Raw genomic sequence first — 19411 nt, 5'->3', positions numbered from 1 at the left:
TACTCAAACGATTTCTGTTTTACAATGATAATAAATTATAATATTTTTTGCATTAAATGTAATAATAATTATTAATAAAAATTAAATGTATAAATTATTTCTAAATAAATTTGGTGGGTTGGAACATATTTTTTAATTTCGTGTAATCGATTACATAATCGTTGATGTTTTCGCCTGTTAAACTATAATTTCCATTTACATGATTGCAAATAAGAGTATAACGTATAAAGTGGTTGTTTTTTACAGCGTAATGGTCATGATGATTATATCATGTTCAAAGAAAATTACTGCTGTAACAGAGGCGGATCCTTGGAAAAGAATGGAATCGATAATAAAAAGTATTCCAGAAACTCATTTTTCAGACAAAACATATAATATAAACGATTTTGGAGCAGTAGCTGATGCAAAAACTTCAAATACTTTAGCTTTTGAAAAAGCAATTAAAGCTTGTGCATCTAATGGAGGGGGAAAAATTTTGGTTCCGAATGGGAAATACCTTACAGGTCCAATTCATTTAGAAAGTAATGTAAATCTGCATTTAGAAGATAATGCAGAAATTCTTTTTAGTCTGAATCCAAAAGAATATCCAATTGTTCATACTTCATGGGAAGGAACAGAAGTAATGAATTATTCACCGCTTATTTATGCTAAGGGCAAAACAAATGTTGCTGTAACTGGAAAAGGAATTCTAAACGGACAGGCAGACAGTACAAATTGGTGGGTTTGGTCGGGCGGAAAAAATTACGGATGGAAAAAAGGTATTCCGTCTCAAAATGATCCAAACAACCGTGAAGTTTTGGTTGATATGGCAGAAAAGGGCATTCCGGTAGCGGAAAGAATTTTTGGAGAAGGAAGATATTTGAGACCTAATTTTATTGAGTTTTTTGAATGTAACACAGTTTTAGTAAAGGATGTAACAATAATAAATGCACCTTTTTGGATTTTGCATCCTATCAAAACAAACAATATGATTATTGATGGTGTAACGGTAAACAGCCACGGACCAAATAATGATGGCTGCGATCCTGAGTATTCTCAAAACATAATAATTAGAAACTGTACTTTCAATACTGGTGATGACTGTATTGCTATTAAAGCAGGTCGTGATGCTGATGGAAGAAGAGTGGGATTACCAAGTAAAAATATCATTGTGCAAAACTGTAAAATGATCGACGGGCACGGAGGTGTTGTTATTGGAAGCGAAATATCGGCCGGAGTGAATAATGTTTTTGTAGAAAACTGCAATATGGACAGTCCAAATTTGGATCGTGCCATTCGAATCAAAACCAATTCAAAAAGAGGCGGTGTAATCGAAGATGTTTATGTTAGAAACCTTGAAGTAGGAACTGTGAAAGAATGTGTATTGAAGTTAAACATGTTTTATAATGTTTACGGATCACAAACTGGAAATTTTATACCAACGATCAGGAACATAAGTCTTGAGAATGTAAATGTAAAAAATGGTGGAAAATACAGCGTTTGGGCAGAAGGTTACAAGGAATCTCCAGTTGAAAACATAACCCTTAAAAACGTAAAAATTCAAAAAGTAGATTCGATCTATAAATTAAAAAATGTTAAGAATATAAAATTTATTAATACCTATATCAATGAACAAAAAGTAAATAATTAAAAACGAGTAACTATCAATTAACCAGAAAACCACTAAACAAAATTATGAACATTAAACAACCATTAAAGAAAAAAGTAAAATACAATCTTGTATTTTTATTTTTCCTAAATTTCCTGTTGAGCTTTTCAGCAAAAGCGCAGTCTACCACAATAGAAGGGAAAATTACAGATGCGTCGGGATTGTCACTGCCAGGGGTAAACATTAACGAGAAAGGAACCAAAAATGGAACTTCGACAGATTTTGAAGGAAGTTTCAAGATAAATGTAACAAGTAATAAAGCAGTTTTAATAATAAGCTATCTGGGGTTTCAAACTCAGGAAGTAAGTGTTGCTGGAAAAAGCAAAGTAAATGTTAGTCTTGTAGAGCAGTCAAATTCATTAAATGAAGTTGTAGTAGTAGGATACGGTTCTGTTAAGAAAACAGATCTTACCGGTTCAGTAAGTACAATTAATGCGGCTACAATTACAGAGAGAAACACGATCAGTCCGCTTGAAGCAATTCAGGGAAGTACTCCCGGAGTTCAAATTTCATCTAGTACAGGTCGTGCGGGTGATGGATTTAAAGTTGTAATTAGAGGAAATAACTCTCTAATTGCAGATTCTAGTAACCCAAGTATGGTTGGTTCTTCACCATTATATGTAGTTGACGGAGTTCCTATGGATGGAATTGATTTCTTAAATCCACAAGATATTGCTAGAATGGATGTTTTAAAAGATGCATCTTCTGCAGCGATTTATGGTTCTAGAGGATCAAATGGAGTTATTATAGTTACGACAAAAAGCGGTACAAGTGCAAAAGCAGGTATCAGCGTAACATTTGATACTTCTTACGGAAATAAAACAGCAGCTAGACTTCCAAAAATGATGACAGGAGAAGAGTGGTGGAAATTTCACCAAGTGGCTTATATGAGTGCTACTCCTGCAACGCAGACTCCGGCTCAATTAGCTGCATTAGCAGGAAATCAAAGTCCATTATTAGTTTCTCGTGCCAATAGCGGTTACAATTATGACTGGTATGATGCAGTACTTAAAAGTGGAATGACTGAGAATAATTATTTAAATATTTCTGGTCGATCAGATTCTGGTTTGAGTTATAACTTAGGATTTGGTATTCAAAGTGACAGAGGTCTTATCGATAATGATTCAACAGACAAATACTCTTTTAAATTAGGATTAAATCATAAAATAAATGATAAGTTTTCTACAGGAGTAAATGTTACAATTGCTAGATTAGACAATCAATTAGGAAGTGATTTAGCTATGCAGGATGCTTTTAGACTAAGTCCTTTAATGTCTCCTTGGGCTGTTGATGCAGCAGGAAATGAAAAAGTAGGAACTTTATTTTTCTTACCTGGTAAATTAACATATCCTGATGGTTCTTGGGCAATAAATAAAACGTCTACAGTAAACCCATTAATGGAGATTGCTAATTCTTCTCAAACAGAAAAAACATGGCAGACAGTTGGTAATGCTTATTTTCAATACCAGCCTTTAAAATGGCTTTCGTTTAAAACGACATTTGCTGCTGGTATTATGGATACACAAGGCTCAAAGGCTTATACTGCACAAACAAATGCAGGTGTAACATTAAATGGAAAGAATTCTGCAACTCTTGAAAACTCAAATAACTTCAATTATACTTGGGACAATCAAATTGATTTAAAACATACTTTTAACGATGTACATGATTTTAGTTTATTGTTATTACAAAGTTTGTACTCAAATGTTGATGAGTTTTCTTCTTTGTATTCTAATAATCAGCCTTTTGATGTAGGAACGGATAATATGGGATCTGGAGTACAAACCAGTTATGTAGTAAAATCATCTTATGCAAAGAATACCTTAAACTCTTATGCAGTTCGTTTAAACTATGCCTATAAAGACAAATATTTAATTACAGCTTCTACAAGATGGGATGGTTCTTCTGTTTTATCTGAAGGTAATAAATGGCAGAGTTTCCCTTCTGTAGCATTAGGATGGAAAATCAGCAAAGAATCTTTCTTAGAAAACAGTTCAGTAGTTTCTGATTTAAAATTACGTGCAAGTTTAGGTTATACAGGAAATGATAACGTTGCGCCATATACTTCTCAAGCATTACTAAATCAGCAGACATTCTATGCTGCAGGAGCAAATGTTGTTTCTGGATGGCAGTCAGAAAATTTAGCCAACCCAAATTTAACTTGGGAAAAAACAAGAGAATACAATTTAGGAGTTGATTTTGGATTCTTAAAAAACCGTATTAGCGGTAGTGTTGACGTTTATGACAGATTATCAGATGATTTAATTTACAAGCAGCAATTACCAGCAGAAACAGGTTGGAAAAATACATTTGCCAATGTTGGATCTGTAAGTAACAAAGGTATTGAGGTTTTATTGACAACAAAAAACATTAAATCTAAAAATGTAAATTGGGAAACCACTTTTACATTTACTAAAAACGTAAACAAATTAGAGTCAATTTACAATCAAGATAAAGTAAGTGATATTGGTAATAAACTGATACTTGGTGCACCTTTGAATCCTAATTACAATTATGTTTATGATGGAGTTTGGCAGGAAAGTGAAGCAGCTCAGGCGGCGACTTACGGAATGGCTCCTGGACAAGCAAGACCAAAAGACTTAAATAATGATGGTAAATTTAATCAGGACGATAGAACTGTAATTGGTAATCCAAACCCAGAATGGCAGGGAAGTTTTTATTCAAAGTTAACTGTTGGACAGTTTGATTTTAATTTCTCAGTTTTAACTAGTCAAGGACAAACTGTTTTGAGTACTTTTCACCAAAACTTTGCTGATGTAAGTGATAGAGGACGTCAGAAAATTGCTATGGATTATTTTATTCCAACTAATGGTACAGGAATTCCTGCTAACGCTAACACTCAAAATCCAAGACCAGGACCAGTTGCAACAGGAGCTGGAGCTTATTGGACTTCTTTATTTGGATATTATAGAGATGCATCTTACGTGAAAATTAAAAATATATCTTTAGGTTATACACTAGATTCTGAATTGTTGAAAAAACTAAAAATCAGTAATCTAAGAGTTTATGTAAATGTTTTAGACCCATTTGTATTTACAAAATTTGACGGGTACGATCCAGAGTGGGCAGGTTCGCCATTTGGAGTAAATCGTCCAGCAGCTGTTACTACACAATTGGGATTAAGTGTTAAATTTTAATAAAGATATCAAATGAAAAAAATAATAATAATGTTAGGAATAATCGCTGTATCTGTAAGCTCATGCAGTGATTATATTGAAGAAGAAAGCCGTTCTTATGTACCCGCAGATGCAACTTATAAAACCGCATCTGGATTTCAATTATTGGTAAACACAAATTATGCTTGGTTAAAAGGTATATATGGAGGAAATCCATGGCTTTTTGAGTCAGGAACAGATATGTATGCAGAAGGAAGAGGGCCAGAACCTGCAGGTTTAAGCCAATATACACTTTTAATACCTTCATCAGATAATGTGGCAGATTTATACAATCCTTGCTATCAGTTGATTCAGGCGGTAAATAAAACAATTCATTTTTCGACTATAACAGAGCAGACTTCAATCTTAAATGCTCAGGTAGGTGAGGCAAGATTTTTAAGAGCGCAAGCTTACTTTTTGCTGGTGCAGACTTATGGTGGTGTTCCTGTTGTAAACGATTATATTGCAACACCAATTTTATCTTTTACCAGAAATTCAGCCGAAGAAGTATATACACAGATTATCGGAGATTTAGATTTCGCATTGGCAAATGTTGGAACTGCAGCTTATAGCTCAGCAGGAAAAGTAAACAAAAGAGCCGTAAATGATTTATTGGCAAAAGTTTACTTAACTAGAGGATACGAAACATTTGGTAAAGCGGATGATTTTACTAAGGCTGCATCTTATGCTGATGCTGCGATTGCAGGACAAACTTTGGCAATTGCTTTTGATCAATTATTTAAACCTGGAAACGATTTAAATGCTGAAACCATTTTTTCTGTACAATATGATAAAGCATCAACAAGTACAGATCCAACAAAATTAGGAAATAATCAGTTTTACTATTTTAGTTCGTACTTAGGTGGAGCAGAAACTGGAGCGCCGTTAAGAAGCTACAATTTATGCCCGACAGATTATGCTTTAGGATTATACGAAAAAGGAGATAAAAGATGGGATGCTACTTTCATGACTGAAATTCTTGAAGGTCCAGAAACTACAAATGGAGTTACTAAAACTGTTTTGTACTATCCATACTATAGAAGTTCAAATCCAGCATCATTAAAAGTAAGACATTTTTACGAGCCAAAATGGTTTACGCCTGCTGACAGAACAGCTTGGGAAACTGCAAATGCTTCAAGAAAAGCGGCTACGTTTGTTTACCATCCTTGGGGAGAGTATTCTGCAGCTCATACTTTAATTAAAAATTTAGACTGTTACACTATTCCAGTGAAGAAGTTTGATGATCCAGATCCAACTACACCTTCAAGCACAGGACCAGTAAGTACAAGAGATATTATCGTATCTCGATTGGGAGAAACTTACTTAATTGCGGCAGAAGCGTATTTAAAAGCGGGACAACCAGGAACAGGCTTAGCTCGTTTAAATGAAGTAAGAAGAAGAGCGGGAGTAGCAAATGCAACAATCGGACAATTTACTATCGATTATATTCTTGATGAAAGAGGAAGAGAATTGTTAGGCGAATATAAAAGATGGTTTGATTTGAAGCGTACAGGAACATTAGTTGACAGAGCTTCAGCATACAATTATAAAATTAAAGCATCCAACTTTGTTGGAGTAGGCGGTAAACTTAAAATCTTAAGACCAATTCCACAATCGGTTTTAGATTTAAACCAAAATAAAGATTTTCCTCAGAATCCTGGTTATTAGTAATTGATTAATATTTTGAGACTATTGTTTTTTTGAAGCAGTTAAAAAGGAGTTTGGCCAAAGTGCCGAACTCCTTTCTTAACTAAAAAGTAAAAGGATTTTAATGCGAAAAATTGTATTGATTTTATTAGGGTTTATAAGCTTTGCAAATGCACAGCAGACTTATAGTGTCGACACTTCGTACACCGTAAAAAGCACTTATACAAAATTGATAAAAAAATACCCGTCGATTACGATTCCAGTTATCGCTGAGAATGAAAACATCGATAAAATTGGCGATGTGGCTTATTTTACATCAAAAGAAAGAACACTGCATTTAGATGCTTTTGTAAATAAAAAACAAAAACAAAATCCAGCTGTAATTATGATTCATGGCGGCGGATGGAGATCAGGAAACAAGAACCAAATGAATCCTTTGGCACAAGAAATTGCTTCAAAAGGTTATTCTTGTTTTACAATAGAATACAGATTATCGCTTGAAGCAAAATATCCGTACGGCGTGTATGATGTAAAAAATGCGATTAGATTTATAAAAGATAATGCAAAGAAATTCAATGTAGATTCAAACAAAATTGCGGTTTTAGGCTGCTCTTCGGGCGGGCAAATGGCAGCTTTGATTGGTACAACAAATGGAAATTCGGCTTTTGATGATCCTTCAAATAAAAGTAAATCATCTTCAAAAGTAAATGCAATCATCAATGTAGACGGCATTTTGGCATTTAGGCATCCAGAATCTTCAGAAGGAGAGATGGCATCGTTTTGGCTTGGAGGTTCTTATGAAGAAAAAACAGAGAACTGGAAAAATGCATCAGCTTTAAGCCATACCAATAAAAATACACCTCCAATATTGTTTATAAACAGCAGTATCGACAGGTTTCATGCAGGGAGAGATGACATGATAAAAATTCTAAATCAATATAAGATTTATAGTGAAGTTCATACAATCGAAAATTCACCTCATTCCTTCTGGTTTTTTCAGCCTTGGTTTAATCCAACCGCTGATTTTACAACTAATTTTTTAAAAAAGACATTCAAATAATTGCAATAAAATGAAAACAAAAATCACAGTCGCAGCCTTATTTTTAATTGGTTTGACATCCGTAAATGCTCAAAAGTATGATATCAAAACCGCTAAAACCTATGCCGAAATTTCTGCTAAAACAGATGGACATTGGGAGGGAAGAAAATACAAAGGCGGAACCGTTTTTAAAAATGTAGACAGACTAAAACTAGCCCCAGAGCACACAGATCATTCTTTTGATATTCGTTACGAAGGTCCGGGATGGGAAAGTAACCGAATTGGATACCGTTTGTATCTAGACTGGAGAAATGCGATTGATATTTTTGGAAAGAAAACTTCTAAAATGATTTTGCCAATTGTAGGTCAGGATAATTTTGATTCGTATCACGAAATGAGCGATTGGGGTGCGGATATTCTAAAAGCAGGAAAAGGAATTGGAATTGGATCAATTGATCGTTATTTAAACAACGAAAAACTGCATTTCCGCGAAGTAGATTCTACAATTGCCACCGTTGTAAATAAAAACAACGAATCGGGCGTAAAAGTGAATTATTACGGATGGAAAACAGCTTCTGATAAAATTGATTTTACTTCAACTTTAACGATAAAACCAGATCAGCTTTATACAAAACATACCATTCAGGCTTCAAAAGAAATTAAAGGAATTTGTACTGGAATTGTAAAACAGAAAAATACAGAACTTCTTAAAAAAGAAAGTAAAAACAAAAAATGGGCATATTTGGCAACTTACGGCGTGCAGTCTTTAGTTCCAGATAAATTGGGAATGGCTATTTTTTATGAAGTAAACACAATCGAAAATATTGCTGATACTGATTTAGATTATTTATTAGTTTTTAAACCAACAACAAAGGCGACTTCATTTTACCTTTTAGGCGCTTGGGAACAAGAGCAAAACGGAATAAAATCGAAAGAAGATTTCGTAAAATATTTAGACGCTCAATTAGAAATTCTGAACAAAAAAGGGAAGATGTAATTTTTTTGCCATTCCCGACAGCTATCGGGATAAATGAGTAAAAAGATTAAAAAAATCTGCTCAATCGGCTCAATCTGCCACCCGAGCGATACCGAACAGGCGAAGCAAATCTGTGTAAAAAATGTTTAACACATAGTAACATAGATTTTATTGTGTTTAAAAGAGTATAAAAAGAAGCTCACTTCTTACACATAGGATACTATGTTTGTTAATGCAAGTGAAATGCCTTTTATCAAGTATCAAAAGCGATGTTTCTATGTGTTTAAAATACAAGCAAAGAATAATCCAAATAATCCATTATCCCAATAGCTATCGGGAGTGGTAAAACAAAATATAAGAATGAATTATAAAAAAACAGTCTTTGCGTTTTTCTTGTTGTACAGCATTTTTACAATTGGTCAGAACAATGATAATCAGAATAAAATTGCAGTTTCAGCCAATTCAAAATGGTCAGAGAAAACAGCAGTTACAATTCTGAATAAATACCCGAAAGCTTGGCAGATCGACGGAACCGAGAAACCAAAATGGGATTATAAAATGAGCTTGACTTTGTCTGCTTTTGAGAAATTGTATTTGAAAACTAAAGACAAAAAATATCTCAATTACATCAAAGAGTATGCAGATGAATTGATTGACAGCAACGGAAATATAGCCAAATACGATATTAAAGAATACAATATCGATTATGTAAATCCGGGAAAACTGTTGTTTAATTTATATGAAGAAACAAAAGACAATCGCTATTTAACGGTTATCAAACAATTAAGAACACAGCTTGAAAGTCAGCCAAGAACACCAAGCGGAGGATTTTGGCACAAACAAATTTATCCAAATCAAATGTGGATCGATGGTTTGTACATGGCAGAACCTTTTTATACCCAATATACGGTTAAGTACGAAAAAGGTAAAAGCTTAGGTGATATTGTGAAACAATTTGAATTGGTTCACAATCATTTATTAGACAAAAAAACAGGATTGCCTTATCAGGCATGGGATGAAAGTAAAGAAATTGGCTGGGCAAATCCCGAAACAGGAACTTCGCCAACAATATGGAGCAGAGGAATTGGCTGGTATATGATGGCATTGGTAGAAACATTGGATTATTTTCCTAAAAGCAATCCAAAGCAAAAAGAACTGGTTATGTATTTAAATGAAATTGCCAAGAATGCGGTTAAAGCACAAAGCCCGTCAGGATTATGGTATCAAGTTGCTGATAAACCAGAATTGACAGGCAATTATTTAGAATCTTCAGGTTCTGCAATGATTATTTATGCTTTAGCAAAAGGTGCTGATAAAGGATATTTGAATGCAGCCTATAAAAAAACAGCACAAAAATTGTTTGATGTGTTTGTTAAAGAATTTGTCAAAACAAATGAAAATAATGAGATTACGATTTCAAATGTTTCATCCAATGTAGGATTGGGCGGAAAACCATTTCGTGATGGTTCAAATGAATATTATGCAAAAAGCAAAACAAAAGACAATAGTTCGCCTGCATTAGCCGCATTTTTACTGAGTGCAGTAGAATTAAATAAATAACGATTTATTATGATAAAGAAAAGCCCTTTTAGTTTTGCCCGAATTGTACTGATAAGTGCGATTGTATTTTCGTTTAATGCAATTTCGGCACAGTCTTCCAATGCTATTTCAAAAGATCTAAAATGGTCAGAGCGAATGGCGCTTTCTATTATCAAACGTGCTCCACAAGCTTGGCAGGTAGATAATAACGAAAAACCAAAATGGGATTATAAATTGGGTTTATTGATGACTTCTTTTGAAAAACTGCATCAAAAAACAAATAATCCGGTTTACGGCGATTACATCAAAGCTTACGGAGAAACAGTAATTAATCCTTCAGGAGAAATTATGAATTACAAACTCGAAGAGTATAATATCGATTATGTAAATCCGGGTAAGTTTTTGTTTGAACTTTATAAAAGAACAAATGATAATCGTTATCTAACAGCGATGCAGACTTTAAGAAAGCAATTAGAAACACATCCAAGAACAAACTCAGGAGGATTTTGGCACAAAAAAATATATCCGTACCAAATGTGGCTCGACGGTTTGTATATGGGAACACCATTTTATGCACGTTATACAGTTGAGTTTGACAACGGAAAAGATTTAAATGATGTTGCCAAACAATTTGAACAAATTCACCTGCATACGCTGGATAAAAAAACGGGATTGCTTTTTCATGCTTGGGATGAAAGTAAACAAATGCAATGGGCGAATAAAGAAACAGGAACTTCACCCAATTTCTGGTCGCGTTCTATTGGCTGGTATATGATGGCTTTGGTTGATGTTCTGGATTATATGCCAAAAGAACATCCAAAAAGAAAAGAACTAATTCAGTATTTAAACGATATTTCGAAAGCTGTTGCAAAATATCAAGACAAATCTGGATTATGGTATCAGGTTACCGATGCAGGAAATAAAGAAGGTAATTACCTTGAAACTTCTGGATCTGAAATGTTTGTTTATGCTTTTGCAAAAGGAGCTAACAAAGGATATTTACCAGCATCGTATAAAAAACTTGCTTTAAAAGGTTTCGACGCCATTACTAAAAAACTGGTTACTGTTGATGCTGATGGCGAAATTCATATTACACAAGTTTGCGCCAGTGCAGGATTAGGAGGAAATCCGTACCGCGATGGTTCTTTTGAATATTATATAAAAGAAAAAATAAAAATAGATAACTCACACGGTTTAGGGCCATTTATTTTGGCTGCATTAGAAGTAGAACAATAGTAGAATTTTTAAATATATTTTGAAATGAAAAATAGTAGGAAACACAGTTTTATGTCGGTTTTATTAGTTTGCGTAATGGCTTTAACAGGCTGTAAAGTAACTTCACAGGAAACTGCAAAAAAAGAAATCGTTATTTCGAAAGACATGAAATGGTCAGATAAAATGGCTTTAACCTTGATGAAACGTCATCCAGAAAGTTACATGATCGACGATTCTAAAAAACCAAAATGGGATTATGTTCATGCCTTAGTATTACATTCTATCGAAGAATTGTACAAAAAAAATCCAGATCCGCGATACAAAGCCTATATAAGAGGTTACGTAGATGAATTGGTACAGGAAGACGGTACGATTAAAACGTACGAACTAGACAAATACAATATTGATTTGGTGGTTCCGGGGCGTTTACTTTTTGCTATTTATGCCGAAACAAAACAGGATAAATATTTAAAAGCGATGCAATTGGTTCGTAAACAATTAACAGAACAGCCTCGTACAGCAAGCGGTGGATTCTGGCACAAACAAATCTATCCAAACCAAATGTGGTTAGACGGTTTGTATATGGGAGAACCATTTTACGCAGAATACACATTGACTTTTGAAAACGGAAAAAGTTTTGATGACATCGCAAAACAATTTGAGTTGATTCAATTGCACGCAACAGATCCTAAAACAGGATTATTGTACCACGGTTGGGATGAAAGTAAAGCAATGCCTTGGGCAAATAAAGTTACAGGAAACTCACCAAATTTCTGGTCAAGAGCTTTAGGCTGGTATGCAATGGCACTAGTTGACGTTTTAGATTATATGCCAAAAGAACATCCAAAGAGAGCAGAATTAATTAAGTACTTAAACAATGTATCTGCAGCTTTGGCTAAATATCAAGATAAATCTGGATTGTGGTATCAAGTTACAGATAAAGCAGGAGGAAAAGGAAACTATTTAGAAGCTTCAGGATCATCAATGTTTGCGTATGCTTTTGCAAAAGGAGCAAACAAAGGATATCTTCCTGCAAAATATAAAAAATTAGCCAACAAAGCTTTTGACGGATTAACGAAAGTTTTAATCAAAAAAGTTGACGAAGACGGAGGCATTACATTAACAAACTGCTGTCAAGTTGCAGGTTTAGGAGGAACTCCATACCGTGATGGTTCTTATGAATATTACGTAAACGAAAGAAAGAAAGACAACGATCCTAAAGCAACAGGACCATTTATTTTAGCCGCTTTAGAATTGAATAGATAGTTTATAATTGTTAATTGTGAGTTATGAATTATTAGTGAATAGTAAATAATGAAGACGCTCTGCTTTGTCTTGCTGAGCGAAGTCGAAGCATCGAACAGAAACTCCAATTACAAATTAAGATATAAACCCGACAGGTTTTAAAACTTGGCGGATTTAAAACACAAAACTTGTCATTTCGACCGAAGGGAGAAATCGCACTCGTAATTCGACAAAGATTGAAGACATTCTGTACAGAATTTCTAGTGCGATTTACTTCGTCTATTCGCTATCGCTCGGGTCTCCTCGGTCGAAATGACAAAAAAAGCGTTGAGTTAAAAAAACAAAACAAAAATGAAAAGTATAAAAATCGCTGTTCTTCTCCTTTCCGTATTTTCATTTCAGAAAAATACTGCTCAAGTATGGACACCAGATAATGGAGACGGAACGTATACAAATCCAATTATTCATGCCGATTATTCAGATCCTGACGCAGTAAGGGTTGGAGATGATTTTTATATGACGGCATCGTCTTTTAATTGTATTCCGGGATTACCAATCTTACATTCGAAAGATTTGGTAAACTGGAAAATTATAAGCTATGCGCTGCCAAAACAGCCGCCTTTTGAAACTTATGATAAAGTGCAGCACGGAAACGGTGTTTGGGCGCCAAGTATTACTTTTCATAACAACGAGTTTTATATTTATTATCCAGATCCTGATTTTGGGATTTATATGATAAAAGCTAAAAAAGCCGAAGGGCCTTGGTCAGAACCGCTTTTAGTAAAAGCTGGAAAAGGACTTATTGATCCGAGTCCGCTTTGGGATGATGATGGAAAAGTTTATTTAGTGCACGCATTTGCAGGAAGCCGAGCGCAGATTAAAAGTTTAATTGTGGTGTGCAGCATGAATGCAGAAGGAACAATTGCCAATAATGATGAAGTAATGGTAATTGACGGACATGACGGCGAAGGCACGATTGAAGGACCTAAATTCTATAAAAGAAATAATTACTATTACATTTTTGCACCAGCAGGAGGAGTACCAACAGGCTGGCAGACTATTTTAAGATCTAAAAATGTTTTTGGGCCTTATGAAAAGAAAAAAGTTTTAGAACAAGGATCAACTAAAATAAACGGCCCGCATCAAGGAGCGTGGGTGCAGACTCAAACAGGCGAAGACTGGTTTATTCATTTTCAGGATAAAGGTGCTTACGGAAGAATTGTGCATTTACAGCCTATGAAATGGGAAAAAGACTGGCCGGTTATGGGACAGGATTTTGATAAAAATGGAATAGGAGAACCGGTTACAACCCATAAAAAACCAAATGTTGGCAAAAAATATCCAATAGAAAATCCTGCAACGTCAGATGAATTTAACGAACCAAAATTAGGATTGCAATGGCAGTGGCACGCAAATTCTCAGATCAACTGGGGGCTGCCTACAAGTCTTGGTTATTTGAATTTGTTTTGCATGACGACAATTAAGGACAGCAAAAGAATTTTTGATGCACCTAATTTACTGCTTCAAAAATTTCCTGCTGAAGAGTTTTCGGCGACAGCCAAATTAACTTTTAATACAAGATTAAACGGAGAATCGACAGGACTGATTATTATGGGATTGGATTATAGTTATTTGTGCTTTAAAAACGATAACGGAAAATTATTTCTCAACCAAAAAACGGGAACTTTTAATAAAACCGTTTCAGAAACAGAAACAAAACCTATTTTAATTTCAAGCAATACAATTTATTTGAAAGTAAAAGTAAAAAAAGGCGGAATTTGCAGTTTCTTTTATAGCTTAGATGATAAAAACTATCAGCCGATAGGAAATGATTTTACTTCAATCGAAGGAAAATGGATTGGTGCAAAAATGGGACTTTTTGCTTTAAGCGAAAAAGTAACAAACGATTCAGGAAGTGTGGCAGTTGATTGGTTTAGAGTAACGAAATAAAATTTAGAATGGTTCAGTTAAAAAAAATCCTATTGCTTTTTAGTATTGTTTTGAGTTTTAGTATTCAAGCACAAAATACCTATAAAAACTGGCAGGATATAATTCGTAAAAACGATGCTTCATGGTTTGGTACTGAAGAAGCTAAAAAGATTGCCGAAAATGTACTGCTTTACCAAAGAGATATTGGAGGCTGGCCAAAGAATATTCAAATGCAGAATGAGCTGACTCTTTCGCAGAAAAAGTATTTACTCGACATTAAAAAGACCACAAAAGAAACCACAACAGACAATGGAGCAACCACTCAGGAAATGCTTTATATGTCTAAAATGTATGCTCAGGTAAAAGACGAGCGTTACAAAGAATCATTTTTAAAAGGGTTAAATTATTTACTGGAAGCGCAATATGCAAATGGCGGCTGGCCTCAATTTTATCCTTTAAAAAAGGGATATTACACACATATTACGTACAATGACGATTCGATGGTTCGCATTTTAGAGGTGATGAAAGAAGTAAGCGAAGAAACAGATTTCTACAGTATAAAACCGTCAAAAGAAATTATTGCAAAAACAAAAACAGCTTTTGATAAAGGAGTAGACTGCATCATCAAAACACAGTATAAACAAAACGGAGTTTTAACGGCTTGGTGTGCACAGCATGATGAAGTTACGCTGCTTCCTGCAAAAGCAAGAGCGTATGAACTGCCTTCGCTAAGCGGAAAAGAATCGGCTAAAATTGTACTGCTTTTAATGTCAATTAAAAAACCTTCACCAGAGGTTATGACCGCTGTAAAAAGTGCCTACGCGTGGTTTGAGAAAACAAAAATTACCAATCTTGAAGAAAAGCGTGTTTTAAACGATGCAGGAAAAGTTATTGATAAAAAGATGATTCCAACTCAAAATGCGGCGCCAATCTGGGCAAGATTTATGGAATTGGACAATAACGAACCTTTCTTTTGCGATCGTGACGGAATCAAAAAGAAATCACTAGATGAAATTGGTGCGGAACGCAGAAATGGTTACGCTTGGTATACAGATGAACCAAAAGAAGTATTGAAAAAATATACCGCCTGGGGAATTAAAAATGGTACAAAAGTTTCAGAAGCAGCATCAGAGAAAAAGAAAGTTGTTTTTTTTACCGTAGCGCAGGATGGTACTGGAGATTTTACCAAAATACAAGACGCCATATATGCAAGCCCTTCTTTTCCTTATGAAAAAGTAACCATACTCATTAAAAACGGAACATACAACGAAAAGCTTAGAGTGCCTGAATGGAACAATAATTTGATTTTATTTGGCGAAAGCAAGGAAAAAACGATCATTACTTTTGATGATAATTTTTCGAAAATCAACTTAGGACGAAACAGCACCTTTTATACCTCAACACTTTTAGTAGAAGCAGACGATTTTACAGCATTTAACCTAACCATTAAAAACGCTTCGGGCGATAAAGGTCAGGCAATTGCATTATCGGTTACGGGCAATCGTGCTAAAATTACCAGCTGTATTATTTCAGGAAATCAAGATACCTTGTATTTATCAGGAAAAAATGCCAAGCAATATTTTAGAAACTGTTATATCGAAGGTACAACTGATTTTATTTTTGGCGGAGCCACAGCTTTATTCGAAAACTGCGTCATTCACAGCATTAAAAGTTCGTACGTAACAGCTGCTTCAACTCCCGAAGGTGTTGCTTATGGTTTTGTTTTTAAAAATTGCAAACTAACCGCAGAACCTGCTGCAGAAGCTGTTTATTTGGGCAGACCATGGCGTATTTATGCCAAAACCGTTTTTATCGACTGCGAATTAGGCAAACACATAAAACCCGAAGGCTGGGAAAACTGGTCAAAACCCGATGCAGAGAAAAAGGCCTTTTATGCCGAATACAATAACAGCGGCGAAGGATTTCAACCAAAGAAAAGAGTATCATGGTCACATCAGCTTACAAAAACAGAAGCAGAGCAATATTCGATAGAAAATATTCTAAAAGATACAGTGCCTAATTGGTATTTTTAGTAAAGGTTCAGAGGTACAAAGGAACAAAGTTGCAAAGATCCGTAGGAACGAAAATACGAAGTATTCGAACCAACCTTTGAACCTCTAAGCCTTTGCTCCTTTGTACCTTAAAATTTAAGAACCTTAGAACCTAAAAAAAAAATGAAATATCTACTTCTCCTCTTAATATCCTGCGTTTCCTTTGCTCAGAAAAGTGATTTTCCAACAGCAAAAGTCGATTCGATCGTAAATAGAATCCAGCTTCCTGTATTTCCTGCTTACCAAGTTAATGTTGTAAAAATAGGAGCAAAAGGCGACTCTATTACAAACAATAAAGCAGCGTTTGATAAAGCAATGGCGCTTTGTAAAAAGAAAGGCGGAGGAACCATTATTGTTCCAAAAGGAATTTATAAAATAAACGGGCCTATTCATTTTGTGAGCAATGTAAATTTGAAAATAGAAAAAGGAGCCAAAATAAAATTCAGCGACAATCCTCAAGATTATCCTTTGGTTTTAACCAGCTGGGAAGGCACCATGCTTTACAATTACAGTCCGCTTATTTATGCTGCAGACTGTACTAATATTGCGCTGACTGGCGAAGGAACTATTGATGGAGAAGGCGGGAAAGTTTGGAGAAGCTTTAAAGCAAAAGAAGGTCCAGGTAAGGATTTAAGCCGTGACATGAACCATAATAATGTGCCGTTAAAAGATCGAAAATTTGGAGAAGGCTATTTTTTACGTCCGCAGATGATTCAGTTTTTAAATTGTAAAAATGTACTAGTTGAGAATGTCAGAATAGAGAATTCGCCGTTTTGGTGTCTGCATCTTTTAAAATCACAAAGTATTACCGTTCGAGGCATCAGCTATAAATCATTAAACCATAACAACGACGGAATCGATCCTGAATACGCAAAAGACGTTTTGATCGAAAATGTTACTTTTAATAACGGCGATGACAATGTTGCCATTAAAGCAGGCAGAGATCACGAAGGCAGAGCCAATACCGCGACGCCAAGCGAGAATATTGTAATTAGAAACTGTAATTTTAAAGGACTTCACGGAGTTGTAATAGGCAGCGAAATGTCCGCAGGAGTGCAGAATGTATTTGTGGAGAATTGTAAAACAATAGGCTATTTAAAAAGAGGAATTTATTTGAAAACCAATGCCGACCGCGGCGGTTATATTAAAAATGTTTTTGTTAGAAACATACAATTAGATGAAGTTGAGGATTGCATTTATATGACAGCCAATTATCATGGAGAAGGAAAAGGATATCAATCGGATATTTCAAACATTCATTTTTCTAATATTACCTGTAACAAAGCATCAGAATCTGGAATTGTAATTCAGGGTTTCCCAGACAAAAAAATCAGAAACATATCGCTGAACAATATCGAAATAAAAGATGCAAAGAACGCCCTGTCAAACGAAAATGCAGAGAATGTTTTGATGACAGATGTTTTTATAGGCAAAAGAGCAGGAGTGCCTACGGCAGTTTCGAAACCTTAAGGTTTTTTAGGTTCAAAGGGGCAGAGGAACAAAGTGGCAGAGGAACAAAGGAGCAAAGGAACAGAGGAGCAAAGGAACAAAAGAGCAAAGGAGTAAAGGGACAGAGGAGCAAAGGAGCAAAGGAGCAAAGGAACAAAGGAACAAAGGTTTTTTGTAGAGACATACTGCAATGTGTTTACGCATAGTATTGTCCTCCTGAGCGAAGTCGAAGGATTTTCGAGCTGTGAAGGTCTTTGACTCCGCTCAGACTGACAAGCGGAGAATACAACAAATTGCGATAAAAAGGAGTAAAAAAAAATCTGCTAAATCTGCTAAATCTGCGAGAGTAAATTTTTTGACGCTTCCGATGGCTCTTAGGAACAAAGGTTTTTTGTAGAGACATACTGCAATGTGTTTACGCATAGTATTGTCCTCCTGAGCGAAGTCGAAGGATTTCCGAACTGTGAAGGTCTTCGACTTCGCTCAGACTGACAAACGGAGAATACAACAAATTGCGGTAAAAAGGAGCAAAAAAAAATCTGTTAAATCTGCGAGAGTAAATTTTTTCACGCAGATTTAAAAAAGATTAAAGCAGATCAAACAGATTTTTAAAATTAGATCTGCGCAAATCAGCTAAAATCTGCAAAATCTGCGTGAAACAAAAAAACAAATAAAAATGAAAAAATACATCATCCTAACACTTCTCATCACCACAGTAAGTTTCGCACAAAAAACAACCTTATATACTATAGGCGATTCGACAATGGCAAATAAAAAAGACCCGGATAAAAATCCAGAACACGGATGGGCACAAGTATTGCAGCCTTTTTTTAAAGATGATATTGTAGTTGTAAACAAAGCCGTTAATGGCCGAAGCACCAAAAGTTTTATCAACGAAAAACGCTGGGATTCAATCTATAAAAAATTAAAGAAAGGCGATTACGTTTTTATCGAATTTGGGCATAACGACGAAAAAATCGAAGACTCAACACGTTACACCAATCCGCATACGACCTATCGATATAATCTGATTCGTTTTGTAAAAGAAAGCAGAGAAAAGGGAGCAATTCCAGTTTTATTGACTTCAATTGCCCGACGTAATTTTAATGAAAAAGGAGTTCTCGTACCTACGCATGGCGATTATCCCCTTGAAACCCGTTTGACGGCACAGGAATATAAGGTACCTTTTATCGATTTAGAATATTACACAGAACTTCTAGAACAATCTTACGGTCCTGAAAAGTCAAAACAGCTGCATTTGCATTTTAAAGCAGGCGAGAACCCTTATTATGATAAAGACAAAGCCGATGATACGCACCTTTCATTACTGGGAGCCACAAAAATAGCACAGATAGTGATCCATCAAATAAAACAATCAGAAGATCCACAGCTAAAAAAACTTAAGGATAATTGTAAAATGTAAAATGTTTGTAGTTTATGGCTGTTGGCTGTTGAAATTTGACATTTGTTAATCGTTTGATTTCTACATTTAGTATT

Annotated in this window: 12 protein-coding genes; all 12 read left to right on the top strand. The window is 35.0% G+C overall.

The features are described from left to right. Positions 1-199: 199 nt before the first annotated feature. The 12 genes from ACHRVL_RS16985 to ACHRVL_RS16930 all read left to right on the top strand — a co-directional run bounded on the left by ACHRVL_RS16985 (position 200) and on the right by ACHRVL_RS16930 (position 19337). Complete coding sequence (locus ACHRVL_RS16985; protein ID WP_395414672.1) at positions 200-1630, top strand: glycoside hydrolase family 28 protein; 1431 nt, start codon at positions 200-202, stop codon at positions 1628-1630. A 44-nt stretch (positions 1631-1674) separates the two neighbouring features. Next, complete coding sequence (locus tag ACHRVL_RS16980) at positions 1675-4806, top strand: SusC/RagA family TonB-linked outer membrane protein (RefSeq protein WP_395414671.1); 3132 nt, start codon at positions 1675-1677, stop codon at positions 4804-4806. A gap of 12 nt (positions 4807-4818) precedes the next feature. Then, a complete protein-coding gene (locus ACHRVL_RS16975) occupies positions 4819-6492 on the top strand; it encodes a RagB/SusD family nutrient uptake outer membrane protein (protein WP_395414670.1) in 1674 nt (557 codons plus the stop codon). Between the two features lie 103 nt (positions 6493-6595). Next, positions 6596-7531: an alpha/beta hydrolase fold domain-containing protein gene (locus tag ACHRVL_RS16970; protein ID WP_395414669.1), complete on the top strand. Its 936-nt coding sequence runs from the start codon at positions 6596-6598 to the stop codon at positions 7529-7531. Positions 7532-7541: 10 nt separating this feature from the next. Beyond that, on the top strand, positions 7542-8507 hold the full coding sequence (locus tag ACHRVL_RS16965) for a DUF4861 family protein (protein WP_089054083.1): 966 nt from the start codon (positions 7542-7544) through the stop codon (positions 8505-8507). Positions 8508-8846: 339 nt separating this feature from the next. After that, positions 8847-10046 (top strand): glycoside hydrolase family 105 protein, encoded by a 1200-nt coding sequence (locus ACHRVL_RS16960; protein WP_395414668.1) that lies wholly within the window; start codon positions 8847-8849, stop codon positions 10044-10046. 9 nt (positions 10047-10055) lie between these two features. Then, positions 10056-11261 carry a glycoside hydrolase family 105 protein gene (locus ACHRVL_RS16955; protein ID WP_395414667.1) on the top strand — a complete coding sequence of 402 codons (1206 nt, stop codon included), beginning with the start codon at positions 10056-10058 and terminating at the stop codon, positions 11259-11261. 24 nt (positions 11262-11285) lie between these two features. Next, entirely contained in the window at positions 11286-12506 is a 1221-nt protein-coding gene (locus tag ACHRVL_RS16950; protein WP_395414666.1) for a glycoside hydrolase family 105 protein, read from the top strand. 330 nt (positions 12507-12836) lie between these two features. Next, on the top strand, positions 12837-14435 hold the full coding sequence (locus tag ACHRVL_RS16945) for a glycoside hydrolase 43 family protein (protein ID WP_395414665.1): 1599 nt from the start codon (positions 12837-12839) through the stop codon (positions 14433-14435). A gap of 8 nt (positions 14436-14443) precedes the next feature. Further along, positions 14444-16447, top strand: coding sequence for a pectate lyase (gene pelA, locus ACHRVL_RS16940; protein WP_395414664.1), 2004 nt, complete (start codon positions 14444-14446; stop codon positions 16445-16447). A gap of 141 nt (positions 16448-16588) precedes the next feature. Continuing rightward, positions 16589-17935: a glycoside hydrolase family 28 protein gene (locus tag ACHRVL_RS16935; protein ID WP_395414663.1), complete on the top strand. Its 1347-nt coding sequence runs from the start codon at positions 16589-16591 to the stop codon at positions 17933-17935. Positions 17936-18590: 655 nt separating this feature from the next. Further along, positions 18591-19337: a rhamnogalacturonan acetylesterase gene (locus tag ACHRVL_RS16930; RefSeq protein WP_395414662.1), complete on the top strand. Its 747-nt coding sequence runs from the start codon at positions 18591-18593 to the stop codon at positions 19335-19337. Positions 19338-19411: the final 74 nt, after the last annotated feature.

The sequence above is a fragment of the Flavobacterium sp. FlaQc-28 genome, assembly GCF_044007415.1.
Lineage (GTDB): Bacteria > Bacteroidota > Bacteroidia > Flavobacteriales > Flavobacteriaceae > Flavobacterium.
The sequence above is the reverse complement of the archived record's forward strand: the minus strand, read 5'-3'. Positions and strand labels throughout refer to the sequence as shown.